We start from the raw sequence: 17,348 nt of genomic DNA on the forward strand, positions 1-17,348 counted from the left end.
GCGTGCTTGCGGCTACTCGCGTGCGGAAAATCGCGGCAGGGCCGCGGCTACGTCGCGAAACGAGCTCAGGGCGGCTTCCAGGTGGTCGATGATCTCCTGCTGCAATACGTCCGGAGTCGGCAGATCGTCGAGGCTGTCGAGGCTTTTGTCCTTGAGCCAGAACAGATCGAGGCTGGCCTTGTCGCGGGCGATCAGCTCGTCGTAGCCGTAATGGCGGAAGCGCTCGGTGGGCTGACGCTCGTGCCGGTTGGCTGGGTTGTAGCAGGTCACGAAGTCGCGCAGGTCGGCGAGCTTGAGCTGGCGCGTCTTGAGCGTGAAATGCTGATTGGTGCGCAGGTCGTAGAACCACACACCCTTCGTATGCACTTTGCCGTCCTTGGGCGCCTTGTCGAAAAACACCACGTTGGCCTTCACGCCCTGCGCATAGAAGATGCCGGTAGGTAGCCGCAGGATCGTGTGTACGTTGCAGCTTTCTAGGAGCTTGCGGCGAATCTTCTCGCCTGCGCCACCTTCGAACAGCACGTTGTCTGGCAGTACCACTGCAGCACGGCCATCGGGCTTGAGCAGGCTGACGATGTGCTGCAAAAAGTTGAGCTGTTTGTTGGACGTCGTTTCCCAGAAATCCTGGCGCTCGTAAGTCAGTGCGTCGCGGTCTTCTTCACCATCCTCGTTGGTGATGGTCATGCTGCTTTTCTTGCCGAAGGGCGGATTGGCCAGCACGTAGTCCACCTGCTTGGCCGGGTCGGCGATCAAGGCATCCGAGCGCTCCACGCAGGGTTCGCCCACGACGTCGCCGATGTTGTGCAGAAACAGGTTCATCAGGCACAGGCGGCGCGTACCCGGCACGATCTCGTTGCCGTGAAAGGTGGCGTCGCGCAGGAAAGCCTTCTGCTTCGGGTTGAGCTTGGACGGCTGGTAGTCGAGCCAGCTGCGGTTGTCCTCGATCCAGTGGCCGGTGCCGGTCAGCCACTCGTTGGCGGCCAGGAAGAACCCGCCGGTGCCGCAAGCCGGGTCCGCGATGGACTTGCCCGGTTGTGGCCGCAGGCAGGCCACCATCGCCTGGATTAGCGCGCGCGGCGTGAAGTACTGGCCGGCGCCGCTCTTGGTGTCTTCCGCGTTCTTCTGCAGCAGGCCTTCGTAGAGGTCGCCTTTCGTATCGGCGTCGAGGCCGATCCAGCTCTGCTCGTCGATCATCTGTACCAGCCGGCTGAGCTTGGCTGGATCCTGAATCTTGTTCTGCGCCTTGAAGAAGATCGCCCCGAGCATGCCGGGGTTGCTGCCAAGCGCATGCAAGGTGGCCAGGTAATGCGCCTCCAGCGGCTCTCCGGTCAGCCGCCGCAGGCTGGGCCAGTCATAGCCTTTGGGCACGCGCGTATCGCGGTTATAGGGCTCCTGCGTGTACTCGTGCGCCATCTTCAGGAACAGCAGGTAGGTGAGCTGCTCCAGATAGTCGCCATAGCCCACACCGTCGTCGCGCAGGGTGTGGCAGAAGTTCCAGACTTTCTGGATCAGGGTGGTGGTGTTCATTCAGATGCTTTGTCGGCTGCGGTGTAGGCCTGCCGGGGATCGTTAGCTGCTGGATAGGCCGCTTTGAGCTGGCCGGCTTTCACCATGGGATTGAGCGTGCGTTTACGGAGGTCGTCCGGGTCGCGGCTCAGTAGTTGAGCAAGCACACGTGTGCCCAGATATTGGCCACGGCACAATGCTAGGACCGCGCCCTGAAGAACTTCTTTCCTGGCGTGACGATTGGAACTAACAGGCAAAGCCAGGTCGCTCAACCGAGCCTGCTCGCTGGGAGCGATCGATGACCAATCCAAGATTGGCGCGTCGGGTTTGCTAGAAGCTTCGTCGACACGCTCCTGTGATTCGGTGCTGAGCTCCGGTGTGTTTGCATGCAGCTCCGGTGTGTTTGCATGCAGCTCCGGTGTGTTTGCATGCAGCTCCGGTGGTTTTGCATGCAGCTCCGGTGATTCGGGCCGGCTACCTGTCGTCTCGAAGAGCCCTTTGGGTTCCCGCTCTTGCCATGGCAGACAGTAGACCGTCCCTCGCCCGGCGCCGTAGGAAACCAGCATTTCATTCCGGACCAGACCGGCCAGCATCTTGGTGATATCGGTCGGGTGCTCTGTCGACATCTCTCGTAGGCGGGCATGCGAGACCACGCCCTCGCTCTGTGCTGTGACTAGCGCTAACCGGGCTAGCTCTGGCAATGCCCAGAACTGATCCCCTAAGTGCGAAACGATTTCCGCCACTGCCTGTTCCGGCACCAGGCTGCTCATGCGCAATTCCATGAGCGTCTGTTCCGGTTCGGCAAGCTCATACAAGATCGGCCGGCTCCAGTGCTGCCCGGCCCAGTTGCTGTAGATCTTCGGTAGACCAGACCCTGCATGGTCGCCGTAGCCTACTTGCTGGAACATGGTCTGTAAGCGTCGATTGCGGCAGTCACTGTTTCCGCCATGCACTGCAATCTCGGGTGGAATCCTCATGCGCCCCGGATTGCGAAAACCGAACATGTCCGGCCGTTTGACCACCATGACTGATACTCGACCAGTATAGTCCGCGTGGATCAGCGTATTGACCAATGCCTCGCGCAAGGCTTCATGCACTGGAGAATCGTCGATGCGTTGTCCTTCCTTGAGCTGAAACGGTACTTTCAGGTCGGCGGTGAGCTTCTGGTACACGCGTCGGAAAAAGTCGTACAAGTTTCCGGACCAGCTACCGTCCGGCACAAGGCGGTCCACCCAGCGCTTTTCGGTTCGTGCCTCCGGACGTTCCTGATAGTCCACCATGTAGTAGGGCAGTGCATCGCGCACGACTTCGGCCCGACCGAACATCAATAGACCGGCGATACGCAACCCGCCATGCCCTTTTTCACGGTCCGTGCCATAGGCGCCGATTCTCTCAAGGAACACTTCTACCGGAAGGTCGGACCACACATGGCCCGGCTTCACTGCGGAGAAACGATTGCGGTATGCGGCAACCGTCTCCATGTCGAGATCATTGAAACCGAAGTTTTTAAGAACCCGGTCGTCGCGTGAATCCTCCACCCGCTCGGCCAGTATGCGGCGCACGGTTTCGTCATCGGCTTGATAATCACCCTCATGACGGCGCAGATAAGTTCCACCGAAGGGGTTGCCGCCGATGTGGACCGGCTTGTCCTTGCGTGTGGCGCGAGGCACGTCGATCTGCAGCACAGTCTTGCCATCCACGATCAGCGGCTGCACATGCACATCGCTTAGCAAATTGGCACTGATCTTCTGGCGGTTATGCAGGCAATCCCAAACGGTCTTGCGCACGCGTTCCACGTCGGCGAGACCCAGCACCGAGAAATTGCCGCGCGGCTTCTCCTGGATGCCCAGCCAGATGACACCGCCCTCGCCATTGGCCATGGCGCTGTAGCTCTTCCAGAAATCGTCCGGTACTTCGCCGCGACCATCACGCCCTTGCGCCGCCTTGCATTCCACGTCCACGCCCTCGGACAGAGCGGCCACATCTTCCAGGCGCCACTTGCCGGTCATGACTTTTCCTTACGCGTAGCTTTCGATTTGCGCGGTTTGGTGCCGTGCGTTGCTGCGCGTTCGGCGCGAATGCGCTCCAGCAGCACGGATGCGGGTTCGTCGTTCGGGTCTTGCGGCACGAGCTGGCCGGCGAAGGCGGCGCGCAGGATGTTCTGGCGTTGGGCGGTGGATTGTTTGAGGCTCAGAGAGAGTGCATCGACTTGCCTGTGAATCTGTTCGAAGCGCTGCTCAACCAATGCCGTGATCTCCTTTATCTCCGCTAGTGGCGGAAGAGGCAGAGGTATTGCTTCAATAATGGACTTGTTGAGCGCGGGTTGATTATTTCCGCTGCTGCCACGCCGTGTCTCGTCGTAGCGGGACCAAAGCCAGAAGTACACATACTCAGGCGGGATGCCTGCTTCGCTGACCCATATCGCAGCACAGTTCTGATTGTTGGCTGCCTCAATGTCCAAGATCGCAACCTGTCCCCTGGTCTTGCCTTCGCCAATCATCCCAAGGAGCACGCTGCCGGGCGGATTGAGCTGAGTGCTGCTGTTTTCTAATCCCGAAGAAGTGATGCACTCCTTGGTTTTTCTGACTCTGCCGAACTGCACTTCACCAGAGCTGACCCATGGGATCGGGCCGTTCCAATAAGCTGCCTCTTTACGGCTCGGTGTCGCGCCTACGCCAACGTGGAAACACTGCCCAATAGAAGTCCAAGCCCAGCCCGGAGGAAGTGCGGTTAGTTTTGCAATCTCCTGTGGCTCAGGTACGAAAGCCCGCATGTCCTGATTGACGGTCACTGGAACCGTATTGATTGCAACGGGCAACGTGCGAGAAAGGATGCCCGAGCGAACAACGGTCATCACGCTTTCAGCCGGCACCACTGAAAGCCGTTCCGCTGCGGCTTCTGTAATTTGGTCTTCGGCCGCGCCAATAAAAAAACGCTTCATGTCCTTGGGTGAAACCCAGGGAATCGTGCCGTTGATCCAGTTGGCGGGTTCTGCTTTGGACGGTGTTCCGCCTCCGACAGCGCGCGCCAGTTCGTTGAGATTGGAAATCTGCCAGCCGTGAGGCAGTGTTTTACTCACGCCACCAACTCCCCATTCATCTCCACCATCAACGCATCAATCTCCTTTCCAAATACCGCCCACGCTTTCTGCAAGCCGCCGCGGCTCGCCAGCTCGGCATAATCGAAATCCTCCCGCCCGATGCTGCACGACGTGGCGATGTGCTCCTTCATCAGTCGCAGCCACTCCATCTGTTCGGGCGTGAACGCGGTGGCGCGCTTGGCGTTGTGGCGCCAGATCCAGTCGGCATAACGCTTGTCCACCGCTTCGCTGAAAGGCCGGAGTTCGCCATCGAGCCCGATCGCGAAGCGCACCAGGGAAACGAGATCGGTGAGCTGGCGGCGGATGCCGGCGCCTTGCACCTGGGCCTGCTGCACGCGGGCGTAGGCGCTCCACAATCGTTCCGTGGTGAGCATCAGCGGCGGGCGGCTCAGGGCTTCGTGCAGTTCTTCGATCATGTCGAAGGTCAGCGCGCGCCGCTGATAGGGCTGTGCATAGAAAAAACTCAGGGCCGCGATCTCGTCCTTGTGCGCGGCGATGTAGTCGCGGAAGGCTTGCACGGTCTGCTGAGCCTGTGTCTCGGCCTGCCCGGAATAGCCGGAGAAGTTCACGGTGTCGAGGTTGACGTGATCGATGATCTGCTCGCGTTCGCGGCGGATGGATTCGATCTCGTCCCGCAGTTCGGGCTTGTCAAAGGCCGCGCAGGCGGCGGCGACACGGGCATTGCGGGCAGCGGTGATTTCCTGCTGCGTGAGCGTGTCGGCGCTGCGCGTGATGCCAGCGGCTTGTGCGGCCGCCAGCGCGGCCTGCTGGATCGCGTCCGGGTTCAGGGCCGCGATCAGGGCCCTTCCGAGTTCGCTTACCGGCGCGCCGCCGCTGTGTTTTTCGATGCGCGCCTGCTGTTTGGCATCCAGCAGCCTGGCCAGGCGTACGAGCCGGTTGGCCAGGCTCAACACCGTATCGTCGTCGCGATGGCCCAGGGCGACGCCTTGCAGCAGGTCTTTCAGCGACTGGCCGGGCTTGCGTTCGAGCGAGCGCGTTTCGGTCTTGCAGGATTTCTCCACGCCGACAGCGTCGATCAGCACGAAACGGGTCTTGGCGCCATCCGCGCTCGCGCTGACGCTGCGCAGCTTGTCGGCGGACAGCGAGCGTACGCCGCGGCCCTTCATCTGCTCGTAGTAGCCCTTGCTGCGCACGTCGCGCATGAACAGCAGCACTTCGAGCGGCTTCACGTCGGTGCCGGTGGCGATCATGTCCACGGTGACGGCGATGCGCGGGTGGTAGTCGTTGCGAAAGGCCTGCAGCACGCTGTCGGCTTCTTTTTCGCTGTAGGTGACCTTGCGGCAAAAGGCGTTGCCCTGGCCATAGACCTCGCGCACGCAATGGATGATGTCATCCGCGTGGCTGTCGGTCTTGGCGAAGATCAGGGTCTTGGGGGTTTCCTGCCGCGCCGGAAAGATCTGGGTTTCCACCGCCGTCTTCATGGCCAGGATCACCTGCCGGATCTGGCTGGGGTTGACCACGGAACGGTCCAGCTCCTTGCCCGTGTAGAGCGTGTCTTCTTCGGTCTCGGCCCAGCGCTTGGCGCGCGTGGCGCGGTCGCGGTGGTCCACCCATTCGCGCGCCTTCAGCTCGGCGCCGGCGCGGGTGACTTCGGTTTCGATCTCCCAGACGTCGTAGCCCACGTTGACGCCATCGGCCACGGACTGCTCATAGGTGTATTCGGCGACGATGTTCTCGTTGAAGAAGCCGAAAGTGCGCTTGTCCGGCGTGGCGGTGAGGCCGACGAGAAAGGCATCGAAGTAGTCCAGCACCTGCTTCCACAGGTTGTAGATGCTGCGGTGGCACTCGTCGATGACGATGAAATCGAAAGTCTCGATCGGCACCTGCGGGTTGTAGCGCACCAGCTTCTGCTGCTTGCCGGTCTGCCTGACCTCAGAGAGCGAGATGTCTTCGGCCGAGTCGTCCATCGGCTCGCCGGAGAGAATCGAGTACATGCGCTGGATGGTGCTGATGCAGACCTGCGCGTGTGGGTCGATGCTGGCGCTGGCCAGCCGCTGCACGTTGTACAGCTCAGTGAACTTGCGCGCGTCGTCCGGCGGCGTGTAGGCCATGAATTCCTGGTGCGCCTGCTGGCCGAGGTTCCGCGTATCCACCAGAAACAGGATGCGCCGCGCGCCCGCGAACTTGAGCAGACGGTACATGGCGGTGATGGCGGTGAAGGTCTTGCCGGCGCCCGTGGCCATGTGGATCAGCGCGCGCGGCTTGGCCAGGGCCAGCGATTCCTCCAGGCCGGTAACGGCGCCCACTTGGCAGTCGCGAAGGTTCTGCGCCGGCAAGTCCGGCATCTGCTGGGCCAAACGTCGGCGCAGGGTGTTGGGCTGGGCTGGTTCCGCCAGCCACTCGGCCAGTTGCTGCGGGCGGAAAAAATGAAAGATTTCGCGAGAGCGCGGCACCGGGTCGCGGCCGTCGGTGAAGCGGATGATCTGGCCGGTAGCTTCAAAAAGGAATGGGAGCGGCAGGTCCGAGCTTCGCCACTTGAGCGTGGCGTTGGCATAACGCGAGGTCTGGTCTTCCGCGACGGTGATGTTCTCGCCGGCCTCATCCCGCTTGGCTTCGATGACTCCGACGGCGTGGCGGTCCACGAACAGCACGTAGTCGGCCGGACCGGTGTCGGTCGGGTATTCGCGCACCGCGACCCCGGCCGAAGCTCCGAGATTCAGCGTCCTGTAGTCCTGCACCTGCCAGCCGGCTTCCATGAGCCGCTGGTCGATGAGTTGGCGGGCGCGCAGTTCCGGTGTCATGCCGTGAGCTTACCTGGGCTTGTGGCCGGTTTACGCCGGATCGGCTCCGCTTTCCTCCACGTCCTTGTCCGCCTTCGTCGGCTCGCCCTCGTACTCGGTCTTGAGCTCGCGTGCTTCGATGCCGCGTTCGCGGCACCAGGCGACCAGCGCGTCGGTGTTGCCGTGGGTGGCGAGCACGCGCCGGGCGCCGGTCTCCTCGATCGTGCGCAGCAGCGAGGGCCAGTCGGCGTGGTCGGAGAGTGTGAAGCCGCGGTCGTAGGCTTCGCGGCGGCGCGTGCCGCGCACGCGCATCCAGCCCGAGGCGAAGGCGGCCGAGAACGGCTTGAAGCGGCGCATCCACGGCGTGCCGCCGGCACCCGGCGGAGCGAGCAGTAGCTTGCCTTTCCAGTCGAAGAACTTGGGCTGGTTGCCGACCGCGTCGGTCGGCAGCATGCGGATGCCGGCATCGCGGTAGAGCTTCACGAGCCTGGTCATCGCGCCGTGCAGGTAAACCGTTTCGTCGGTCAGCCGCGCGAGTTCGGCGAGGATGCGCTGCGCTTTGCCGAGCGCGTAGCAATGCAGGATCGCGGTGACGCCGTCGGTCTTGCACTGCTGCCACCAGTCGAAGATTTCCTGCGCGACTTCTTCGGTCGGCTGCCAGCGATACACCGGCAGACCGAAGGTGGCTTCGGTGATGAAGACGTCGCAGGGAACGACTTCGAAGGGTTCGCAGGTCGGGTCCGGATCGCGCTTGTAGTCGCCCGAGCAGACCCAGATTTCGCCTTGATGCTCGACGCGCACCTGCGCCGAGCCGAGCACGTGTCCGGCCGGGTGCAGCGACACCGTCGTCGGGCCGAATTCGACGCGCTGGCCGTAAGCCAGCGGCACGATGCCGGCGCCGTAGCCGATGCGTTCGCGCATCAGGCCGAGCCCGGGCGCCGCGCCCCAGTAGCGTCCGCAGCCCGAGCGCGCGTGGTCCGCGTGGCCGTGCGTGATGACCGCGCGCGGCACCGGACGCCACGGGTCGATGTGGAAATCGCCGGCCGGGCAGTACAGGCCCTGGTCGGTCGGGATGATCAGGTCGGTCATAGCGGCGCGAGCAGCGTGGAGGGGCCCCGTGCGAAGCATGGGGATCGTAGCGTCGCGAGTCGGCGCGAGCGCGTGAGCCCGAGCGTACTTGCAGGGCAGGGCTTGAAGGCGCTCACGCGCTTTCGAGTTCCTGCAGCAGCTTGTGCAAAGCCCCGCGATTGGCGGCGACCGCTTCGCGGCCGGCCGCGCCCATGCGTTCGCGCAGCGCGGCGTCTTCGAACAAGCGTGTGAGCGCGGGTTCCAGGCCCGCGGCGTCGGCGACTTCGACGGCGGCTTCGCGGGCCAGCAGCAGCTCGCGCGCGGGCAGGAAGTTGTGCATGCGCGGGCCGAACAGCACGGGCAGTCCGGCCGCGGCGGGTTCGAGCACGTTGTGGCCGCCGACGTCGACGAGGCTGCCGCCGACGAAGGCGGCATCGCCCGCGGCGTAGTACACGAAAATTTCGCCCATCGAATCGCCGAGCAGCACGGCGGCGTCGCCGAATGCGCGCGGCTCGGAACGGCGTCGGTACGCGAGGCCCTGGCGCTCGATGGTGCGTGCGGCTTCGTCGAAGCGCTGCGGATGCCGCGGCACCAGGATCAGCACCGCGTCGGGCCAGCGCCGGCGCAGCGCTGCATGGGCCTGCAGCGCGGCGAGCTCTTCGCCTTCGTGCGTGCTCGCGGCGATCCACACCGGACGCTGCGTGCCGACGCGCTCGCGCAGCTCACGCCCGGCGGCGAGCTGGGCCTCGGGTAGCGCGAGATCGAACTTGATGTTGCCCATGACCGTGACCTGCGGGGCGCCGAGCGAGCGAAAGCGCTCCGCATCGGCCGGGCTTTGCGCGGCCACGCGGCAGCAGGCCAGCGTGTCGGCCGCGAAGCCGCGCACTCGCGAATAACCGCGGAACGAGCGCGGCGACAGCCGGGCGTTGGCGACCAGCAGCGGAATGCGCCGGCGCTTGAGCGCCTGGAACAAATTGGGCCAGAGCTCGGTTTCCATGATCACGACGCGCCCGGGGCGGATGCGATCGATGAAGCGAGCGACCGCGTCGGGCAGGTCGTAGGGCATGTAGCTGTGCAGCACGGCGTCGCCGAGCGCCTCGGTGACGCGGGCCGAGCCGGTCGGCGTGGTCGTGGTGACCCAGACCCGGCCGCGACCGTGGCGCTCGACCAGCGCCTTGATCAGCGGCATCGCGGCGAGCGATTCGCCGACCGAAACCGCGTGCACCCAGACCGCGACCGGCTGCTCGGGCCGAGGCACGAAGCCGAAGCGCTCGTTCCAGCGTCGGCGGTAATCCGGCAGGGCCCGGCTGCGCAGCAACAGGCGCAGCAGCACGAACGGCGTCAACAGGTAGAGCAGCAGGGTGTAGAGCGGGCGCATGGCCGGCCAGCATATCGGCAAGTGAGGGATCGATCAGGGCGGCGCGATACCGGGCCCCGATATTGGAGCCGTCCGGGCGCATTCGGCCGGCCAGAACAATGAAACCGCGGCCTGAACATGCCGCCACGCCACCGCCGGGAAACCAATCGGTTGCGACTGCAGCGTTTCGCATGCCGTGCCGCCGCAGGCATGATGCAGCGGCGTCGGTGTCAATGTCGACCTCGAAGCGCAGCTGATCCGGCAACGGGGCTAGGCGCGACTCTCCGGCAGGCCAATGCGTTTGTCGCGCAACGTCCTCTTGCTTCGCTCGAGACGTTCGAGCAGGGAGGGGCCCAATGCGAGCGCGACGCCCACCGACAGGACGTCGAGAACCGCCAGGTGGGCCAGACGCGTGGTCATCGGTGCGTAGACATCAGGGTCTTCCGGCACATCGACGTTCAGCGCGATGTCGGCCTGTTTCGACAGCGGCGAGCCGCCGGGCGTGACGGCGATGACGGCGGCGCCGCACTCGCGCGCAATTTCGGCGGCGCCGATGATGTCGGATGTGCGCCCCGTCGCCGAGACCGCAACCACGGCGTCACCACGCTTCAGGACCGTCGCCGCCATGCCGATGGAATGACCGTCCAGATAGGCGACGGAGGGAATTCCGAACCGGAAGAACTTGAGTTGTCCGTCCTGCGCGACGATGCCGGAGTTGCCGATGCCGTAGAACTCGATTCGCCTGGCCTTGGCGAGGATGTCGACGGCCTGCTGGATCCGCGCGGGATCGCAATGATTGCGCACGGACATCAGCGCACCGATGGTGCTGTCGAAAACCTTCTGTGCGACCACTGCCATCTTGTCGTCCGGATTGACGTCCTGATGGACGAACGGAACGCCGGCGGCCAGGCTTTGCGCCAGCCTGAGCTTGAACTCGCGAAAGCCGCTGAATCCCAACGCGGCCGAGAATCGGGCCACCGTCGGCTGGCTCACGCCGACGCGTGATGCGGTTTCGGCAATCGACAGATTGAGCACTTCGAGGCTTTGCGCCAGCACGAATTCGGCGACCGCCCTTTCCGACTTTCGCAACCGATCCAGTTCGCCTTTGATGCGCTCCAGAAACGGATTGCGGCTGGAAACCGGTGTCGGCGCCGTCTGTTCCTTCGGGTTTGCGGATTTGGACGAAAGGTTTCGGGGTTTCTTCAAAGTCAGAAATCGCAGAACAGGTGCGTGGGGACCGCATCCTGCAATAGAACAGCCGCGATTGGAAAGCAAAGCGGATCGCCGGACGCGGCAGCGCGCTCGAGAACCTCCCGCTTTTTTTCGCCGCTTGCAATGATGATCAGTTGACGGCTGTCCAACAGGGCGCCCAGCGTCAGGGTCATTCGCTCGTGTGGGGCGGTTTCGGGATTGATCGCCGCCACATTTGCGGGCCGCTTCGGATCGAGCGCGCGGGCCGTCTCCAAAGCGCAGGGGAACAGGGAGGCCGTGTGCCCGTCTTCGCCCACGCCGAGCACGACGGCATCGAAAGGGCGGGGAATTTCGGCGATGGCGCGTTCGGCGAAGCCCACTCCGGCGGCCGCGCTCCGCGATGCGTTCTTCAAGGGAACGAACCGAGCCCGGGCTGCCGCGTTGCGGAGCAGATGGGTGCGCACCAGATGTTCGTTGCTGGCGGCACACGCCGGATCGACCCAGCGTTCGTCGGCCAGGCCGATCACCACGCGGCTCCAGTCGAGCGCCGCAGTCGATAGCGATTCCATGAAGCGCGCGGGGCTGCGACCGCCGGAGACGATCAGCGAAGCAAGGGGTCGCGTGTCGAGCGCCTGGGCGAGAATGCCGGCGACGACACTGGCCGCGGTCACGCCGATGCTTTCATCGTCTGCACAGCAGTGCTTCTGCAGTGAGTGTCGGGATGTCGGTAGTGGATCCTTCGCCATGAGGATTACATCTCTTCATGCCAGGCGTGGGATTCGCGCATGAGCAGGGCGCTTGCTGCGGTGGGCCCCCAGGTGCCCGATGGATAGAATTTCATCGGCGTGACCTGTCGATCCCAGGCACTCATGATCGGCTCCAGCCAGCTCCAGGCCGCATCCAATTCGTCGCGACGCATGAACAGCGTCAGCTTGCCGCGTATCACGTCCATGATCAGGCGCTCGTATGCATCCCATTGACGCATCTGGTACGTCTCGGCGAACGCTACGTCCAGCGAAATCCGCTGAACCTGCATGCCTTCGCCGGGAAGTTTTGCCATCACCTCGAGCTTCAGCCCTTCGTTCGGTTGAAGGCTGATGACCAGGCGGTTGGCGCCGCTTTCGCCGCCGTTGGGAAAAATCGGGTGAGGCACGCCGCGAAAATTGACCACGATTTCGGCCAGTCTTTCGCCCATGCGCTTGCCGGTGCGGAGATAGAACGGCACGCCGGCCCAGCGCCAGTTGTCGAGTTCGGCTTTGATGGCGACGAAGGTCTCGGTTTGGCTTTTCGGAGCGATGCCTTCTTCTTCCAGATAGCCCGCGACCGGCTTGTTGCGGATGGCGCCGGCGCGGTACTGGCCGCGAACGGTCTTGGTTCCCACGTCGGCATCGGTGAAAGGACGAAGCGCGCACAACACCTTCAGCTTTTCGTTCCGCACGGCGTCGGGCTGAAGGCTGACAGGCGGCTCCATCGCCACGATGCAGAGCAATTGCAGCAAGTGATTCTGGACCATGTCGCGAAGCGCGCCGGTTGAGTCGTAGAACTCGCCACGGCCTTCGACGCCGACGGTTTCGGCGATGGTGATCTGCACATCGCTGATCCACGAGCGATTCCACAACGGCTCGAACAGCACGTTCCCGAAGCGCAGCGCGATGAGATTCTGGACCGTTTCCTTACCCAGATAGTGGTCGATGCGAAAGATCTGCTCCTCCGAAAACACCTTGCCGACGTCTTCGTTGATCCGCGTCGCCGAAGGCAGATCCCGTCCCAATGGCTTCTCCACGACGACGCGGCTGTTCGGTGTCACCAGTCCCGCATTGCCGAGGTTGGCGCAGATGCTGGCGAACAGGCCCGGGGCAGTCGCCAGGTAGAAGACACGGATCCGGCTGCCGCTGTCCTTCAACCAGTCGGCCAGCAGGGCGAAGTCTTTTTCGCTGTTGGCATCGAGCTGCGTGTAGTCGAGGCACTGCGCAAACGCGTTCCAGGCGGCGTCGGTGAAATCGTCGGTGGGAACGTGCTTTCTGCAGTTCTGTTCGACGAGGGCCAGGTACTGGTCGCGGCTGAGCGCATCCCTGCCGGTTCCGATGATTCGCCAGCCGTGGTTCGGCGAGGTATCGCGATGCCGATAGAACAGGGCCGGCAGCAGTTTGCGCATGGCCAGATCGCCACTGCCTCCAAACAGAATGAAATCGAACGATTCAAGCGATGACATGGGCCGCCGTGCACTCAGGTTATGTTGTTTTACTACATTCTATAGCGCGCCGGTCCGACCCTTCAAGAAATTTATCGGACCCAGTGGAATGCATGAAAATTCGAGTAACTCGTGATTTTCAGCTTGTTCTGACGAGTGAAGCGATGGAGGCAACCTCCATGATTCAAAATATAATGTAGTATTGCTACCTAAATCGCCGCGTCCCTGTACCGAACCAAGAACGTCCGAGGCCATGCCTTTACATCCCGTCATCCGCTCCGTCACCGAACGCATACAAGCCCGCAGCCTCGTTTCGAGGAATGCCTATTTGAAGCGTGCTGCCGATGCCGCCGAGGCGGGAACGGTTCGGTCGCGGATCTCGTGTACCAATCTGGCTCACGCCTTTGCCGCTGCGCCTGCCGACGACAAAACCAATCTGCGCGCCGGGCGGTGGCCCAATCTCGCCATCGTTTCTTCCTACAACGACATGTTGTCTGCGCATCAGCCCTTCGAACGCTTTCCGGCGATTCTCAAGGACGCCGCGCGCAAGGCGGGGGCGGTTGCCCAGTTCGCAGGCGGTGTGCCCGCGATGTGCGACGGCGTTACGCAAGGCCAGGCGGGGATGGAGCTTTCGTTGTTTTCGCGCGATGTGATCGCGATGTCCACCGCGATTGCCCTCTCGCACAATGTTTTCGACGGTGGCCTGTACTTGGGTGTCTGCGACAAGATCGTGCCGGGGCTGCTGATCGGTGCGCTGCAGTTCGGGCATCTGCCGGCCATTTTCGTGCCTGCCGGGCCGATGACCACCGGACTCCCGAATCCGGAAAAAGCCAAGGTGCGGCAGCTTCACGTCGAAGGCAAGGTTGGCCGCGAGGCGCTGCTGGAGGCGGAGATGGCCTCGTATCATGGTCCCGGAACCTGCACCTTCTACGGCACCGCCAACAGCAATCAGATGTTGATGGAGGTGATGGGGCTGCATTTGCCCGGCGCCGCATTCGTCAATCCCAACACTGCGCTGCGAGACGCCTTGACGGCGGCCGCCGCGACGCGGGCGGCGCAGATAACGCGAGCAGGCGCGGAGTACACGCCGATCGCCGAGGTGATCGATGAACGCGCCATCGTCAACGGCATCATCGGCTTGCTCGCGACCGGCGGTTCCACCAACCACACGATTCATCTCGTGGCGATCGCGCGTGCAGCCGGCATCGTCATCGACTGGAGCGATTTCGATACGCTCTCCGCCGTCGTGCCTCTGCTCTGCAGGGTTTATCCGAATGGCAGTGCCGATATCAATCACTTCCATGCCGCCGGCGGTATCGGCCTGCTGATCCGCCAGTTGCTCGACGAAGAACTGCTGCATGACGACGTCATGACGGTGGCGGGCAAAGGATTGCGCCGCTACACCGAAGAGCCCGCGCTCGCCTCCGGAAACCTGACCTGGGTTCCCGGGGCTGCCAGCAGCCTGGACCGCGCGGTGCTGGCCTCTGTTCGTGAGCCTTTCAGCGCTGATGGCGGATTGAAGCTTCTGAGCGGCAATCTCGGTCGGGCGATCATCAAAACGTCGGCCGTCAAACCGGAACATCGGGTGGTCGAGGCGCCTGCACGGGTGTTTGATGATCAGGACGACATGCTCGCCGCGTTCAAGCGGGGCGAGCTTCACCGTGACTTCGTCGCGGTCCTGCGCTTTCAGGGACCGCGCGCCAATGGCATGCCGGAGCTGCACAAGCTGACACCGGCGCTGGGCGTTCTGCAGGACCAGGGGTTCAAGGTCGCACTGGTCACCGACGGACGTATGTCGGGCGCCAGCGGCAAGATTCCGGCGGCGATACACGTGACGCCCGAGTGCCTGGCTGGCGGGCCTCTCGCTCGCGTGCGAGACGGCGACCTCATCCGACTGGATGCCGGGACTGGGACTTTGGAGGCCTTGGTCGATGCGGCCGACTGGCTGCAACGTGAAGTGGCCGGGCCCGATCTTTCGTCCAACCACTACGGCGTCGGCCGCGAACTGTTCTCCGCCGCCCGCGCCTCCGTCGCCGGTGCCGAGCAGGGCGCCGTTTCGTTTCTGACAGCCTGAGCGATCACCCAGACATGCATCCTTCCCAGTACGCAATCGACGAAGTCCTGTCGTCGGGCCCGGTGATTCCGGTCATTGTCATCGAGGACATTTCGGATGCCGTACCGCTGGCGCGCGCCTTGGTCGCCGGTGGCGTGCGGGTACTGGAAGTCACGCTGCGCACGGCCGCCGCGATCGACAGCATCCGTGCAATCGCGAATGCGGTGCCGGAGGCGCTGGTCGGGGCCGGCACCTTGATCGACGACGCCGACATTCGGCGCGCGCAGGCCGCCGGTGCGCGCTTCGGCGTGAGCCCGGGTGCGACGCCGTCGCTGCTGGCCGCCGCGACGCAAGCGGGCTTCCCGCTGCTGCCTGGTGTCATGACGCCTTCCGATGTGATCGCGGCCATGAATGCGGGCTATACGGCGCTCAAGCTCTTCCCGGCGGCGCAGGCAGGCGGCATCGGCATGCTCAAGGCGCTGAACGGCCCGTTTCCGCAAATCCGCTTCTGTCCCACGGGCGGTATCAGTCCGCAATCGGCGCCCGATTTCCTTGCGCTGCCGAACGTCGCTTGTGTCGGTGGCTCCTGGCTGACGCCGCCTGATCTGATCGAGGCGCGGGATTGGGACGGGATTACCCGTCTGGCGCAGCAGTCATTGCAACTGCGCAAGTGAACGGAGCCTTCAAAGCATGAACGCGGACAGAAGCGGCGCCGTACCCCGAAGCACCAAGATCATTGCGACACTCGGGCCCTCCAGTCGCGACGAGGCCACCATCCAGGCACTCGCCATGGCGGGCGCGAACGTGTTTCGCCTCAACGCCAGCCATGGCACGCAGGCCGATCATGCCTTGACCTATGAGCGTGTGCGCCGCGTATCCGCGGCACTGGGCCGTCCGCTCGGTGTCCTGCTGGACTTGCAGGGGCCGAAGCTGCGCATCGGCACCTTCGCGAGCGGCAGCATCACGCTCGCGGCAGAGGCGCCCTTCTGCTTCGACCTCGATCCGTCCCCGGGCGACGAACGCAGGGTCTGCCTGCCGCATCCGGAGATCTTCAGTGCGCTGCAGCCCGGCGATCAGTTGCTGGTGGATGATGGCCGCATGGCCTTCATCGCCACCGAGGTCGGACCGGGGTCGATCCGGGTGCGTGCCCTGCGCTCCGGGACGTTATCCGATCGCAAGGGCGTGAATGTGCCGTCGCGCGCGCTGTCGCTGTCGGCGCTGTCTGGCAAGGATCGCAGGGATCTGCAGTTCGGCCTGGATCTCGGTGTCGACTGGATCGCGCTGTCCTTCGTGCAGCGGGTGCAGGACGTGATCGAAGCCCGCGAGCTGGTGCAGCAGCGCTGCCTGCTGATGGCAAAAATAGAAAAGCCCGGCGCCTTGCAGGAGATCGAAGCCATCATCGCGGCCGCCGACGGCATCATGGTCGCGCGCGGCGATCTCGGTGTGGAAATGCCGATGGAGCAAGTGCCCAGCGTGCAGAAGCAACTGGTCCGTCTCGCGCGCAGCGCCGGCAAGCCAGTGGTGATTGCAACGCAGATGCTGGAATCGATGATCGGCTCGCCGTGTCCGACGCGCGCGGAAGCTTCCGACGTGGCGACAGCGGTCTATGACGGTGCCGATGCGGTGATGCTTTCGGCCGAGACCGCTTCCGGCCGCTATCCCGTAGAGGCCGTGCGCGCGATGGACGGCATCGTCCGCCACACCGAGAGCGACAGCTTGCGCCAGCCGCTGATGCAGGCGATCGGCAAGGACGGCGAATCCACCACGACGGATGTCTTGGGTTCGGCTCTGCGGCGCGTCTCGGAGCTGCTGCCGCTGTCGGCGACCGTGGCCTACACCGCCTCCGGTGCTACCGCGATGCGCATGGCGCAGCAGAGACCGCGATCGCCGGTCCTGTGCCTCACTCCGAGCACCACCGTCGCACAGCGGCTGACGATGGTGTGGGGCATCCATCCACATGCGGACACCGCGATGGCAGGCGATACCCGCACGGTGGAGCGGGCGACCCGACTCCTGCACGAACAGGCACTGGCTGAACCGGGCAAGGCCATGGTGCTTGTCTGCGGCACGCCGTTCGGCCTGCCGGGCTCTACGAATCAGCTGCATGTGGTTTGGCCATCTTTCTAGAACAGTTCGATACA

12 protein-coding genes are annotated in these 17,348 nt (G+C 63.8%); 3 read left to right on the forward strand and 9 right to left on the reverse strand.

The annotated features are described in order from the left end of the window. Positions 1–12: 12 nt before the first annotated feature. The 9 genes from WQQ_RS10840 to zwf form a co-directional block, all read right to left on the reverse strand. On the reverse strand, positions 13–1,527 hold the full coding sequence (locus WQQ_RS10840; RefSeq protein ID WP_007185206.1) for a class I SAM-dependent DNA methyltransferase: 1,515 nt from the start codon (positions 1,525–1,527) through the stop codon (positions 13–15). Next, on the reverse strand, positions 1,524–3,515 hold the full coding sequence (locus WQQ_RS10845) for an RNA/DNA-binding domain-containing protein (RefSeq protein WP_007185207.1): 1,992 nt from the start codon (positions 3,513–3,515) through the stop codon (positions 1,524–1,526). The genes WQQ_RS10840 and WQQ_RS10845 overlap by 4 nt, the downstream gene beginning before the upstream one ends. Then, the gene (locus tag WQQ_RS23730) at positions 3,512–4,585 is read right to left on the reverse strand and encodes a restriction endonuclease subunit S (protein ID WP_007185208.1); all 1,074 of its coding nucleotides are present in this window, start codon (positions 4,583–4,585) and stop codon (positions 3,512–3,514) included. Before WQQ_RS23730 ends, WQQ_RS10845 begins: the two co-directional genes overlap by 4 nt. Beyond that, positions 4,582–7,368, reverse strand: coding sequence for a type I restriction endonuclease subunit R (locus WQQ_RS10855; protein WP_007185209.1), 2,787 nt, complete (start codon positions 7,366–7,368; stop codon positions 4,582–4,584). The genes WQQ_RS23730 and WQQ_RS10855 overlap by 4 nt, the downstream gene beginning before the upstream one ends. A gap of 30 nt (positions 7,369–7,398) precedes the next feature. Further along, positions 7,399–8,436: a ligase-associated DNA damage response exonuclease gene (locus WQQ_RS10860; RefSeq protein ID WP_007185210.1), complete on the reverse strand. Its 1,038-nt coding sequence runs from the start codon at positions 8,434–8,436 to the stop codon at positions 7,399–7,401. A gap of 112 nt (positions 8,437–8,548) precedes the next feature. Then, a complete protein-coding gene (gene waaA / locus WQQ_RS10865; RefSeq protein ID WP_007185211.1) occupies positions 8,549–9,793 on the reverse strand; it encodes a lipid IV(A) 3-deoxy-D-manno-octulosonic acid transferase in 1,245 nt (414 codons plus the stop codon). A gap of 249 nt (positions 9,794–10,042) precedes the next feature. Next, the gene (locus WQQ_RS10870; protein WP_007185212.1) at positions 10,043–10,978 is read right to left on the reverse strand and encodes an SIS domain-containing protein; all 936 of its coding nucleotides are present in this window, start codon (positions 10,976–10,978) and stop codon (positions 10,043–10,045) included. Between the two features lie 2 nt (positions 10,979–10,980). Then, positions 10,981–11,709, reverse strand: coding sequence for a 6-phosphogluconolactonase (gene pgl / locus WQQ_RS10875; protein ID WP_040453398.1), 729 nt, complete (start codon positions 11,707–11,709; stop codon positions 10,981–10,983). Between the two features lie 5 nt (positions 11,710–11,714). Then, positions 11,715–13,175 carry a glucose-6-phosphate dehydrogenase gene (gene zwf / locus WQQ_RS10880; protein ID WP_007185214.1) on the reverse strand — a complete coding sequence of 487 codons (1,461 nt, stop codon included), beginning with the start codon at positions 13,173–13,175 and terminating at the stop codon, positions 11,715–11,717. A gap of 232 nt (positions 13,176–13,407) precedes the next feature. Between zwf and edd the strand changes: the two genes are divergently transcribed. The 3 genes from edd to pyk are packed head-to-tail and all read left to right on the forward strand — an operon-like array spanning position 13,408 to position 17,334. Beyond that, on the forward strand, positions 13,408–15,228 hold the full coding sequence (gene edd / locus WQQ_RS10885; RefSeq protein WP_040453399.1) for a phosphogluconate dehydratase: 1,821 nt from the start codon (positions 13,408–13,410) through the stop codon (positions 15,226–15,228). Positions 15,229–15,242: 14 nt separating this feature from the next. After that, positions 15,243–15,881 (forward strand): bifunctional 4-hydroxy-2-oxoglutarate aldolase/2-dehydro-3-deoxy-phosphogluconate aldolase, encoded by a 639-nt coding sequence (locus tag WQQ_RS10890; RefSeq protein WP_007185217.1) that lies wholly within the window; start codon positions 15,243–15,245, stop codon positions 15,879–15,881. Positions 15,882–15,897: 16 nt separating this feature from the next. Next, the gene (gene pyk, locus WQQ_RS10895; RefSeq protein WP_040453400.1) at positions 15,898–17,334 is read left to right on the forward strand and encodes a pyruvate kinase; all 1,437 of its coding nucleotides are present in this window, start codon (positions 15,898–15,900) and stop codon (positions 17,332–17,334) included. Positions 17,335–17,348: the final 14 nt, after the last annotated feature.

It is taken from the genome of Hydrocarboniphaga effusa AP103 (assembly GCF_000271305.1).
Taxonomy (GTDB): domain Bacteria; phylum Pseudomonadota; class Gammaproteobacteria; order Nevskiales; family Nevskiaceae; genus Hydrocarboniphaga; species Hydrocarboniphaga effusa.

Coding starts and splice junctions, on each gene's coding strand:
- waaA (WP_007185211.1), bottom strand. CDS start 9,793: ATGCGCCCGCTCTACACCCTGCTGCTCTACCTGTTGACGCCGTTCGTG.
- WQQ_RS10860 (WP_007185210.1), bottom strand. CDS start 8,436: ATGACCGACCTGATCATCCCGACCGACCAGGGCCTGTACTGCCCGGCC.
- WQQ_RS10840 (WP_007185206.1), bottom strand. CDS start 1,527: ATGAACACCACCACCCTGATCCAGAAAGTCTGGAACTTCTGCCACACC.
- pgl (WP_040453398.1), bottom strand. CDS start 11,709: ATGGCGAAGGATCCACTACCGACATCCCGACACTCACTGCAGAAGCAC.
- WQQ_RS10855 (WP_007185209.1), bottom strand. CDS start 7,368: ATGACACCGGAACTGCGCGCCCGCCAACTCATCGACCAGCGGCTCATG.
- WQQ_RS10890 (WP_007185217.1), top strand. CDS start 15,243: ATGCATCCTTCCCAGTACGCAATCGACGAAGTCCTGTCGTCGGGCCCG.
- pyk (WP_040453400.1), top strand. CDS start 15,898: ATGAACGCGGACAGAAGCGGCGCCGTACCCCGAAGCACCAAGATCATT.
- WQQ_RS10845 (WP_007185207.1), bottom strand. CDS start 3,515: ATGACCGGCAAGTGGCGCCTGGAAGATGTGGCCGCTCTGTCCGAGGGC.
- edd (WP_040453399.1), top strand. CDS start 13,408: ATGCCTTTACATCCCGTCATCCGCTCCGTCACCGAACGCATACAAGCC.
- zwf (WP_007185214.1), bottom strand. CDS start 13,175: ATGTCATCGCTTGAATCGTTCGATTTCATTCTGTTTGGAGGCAGTGGC.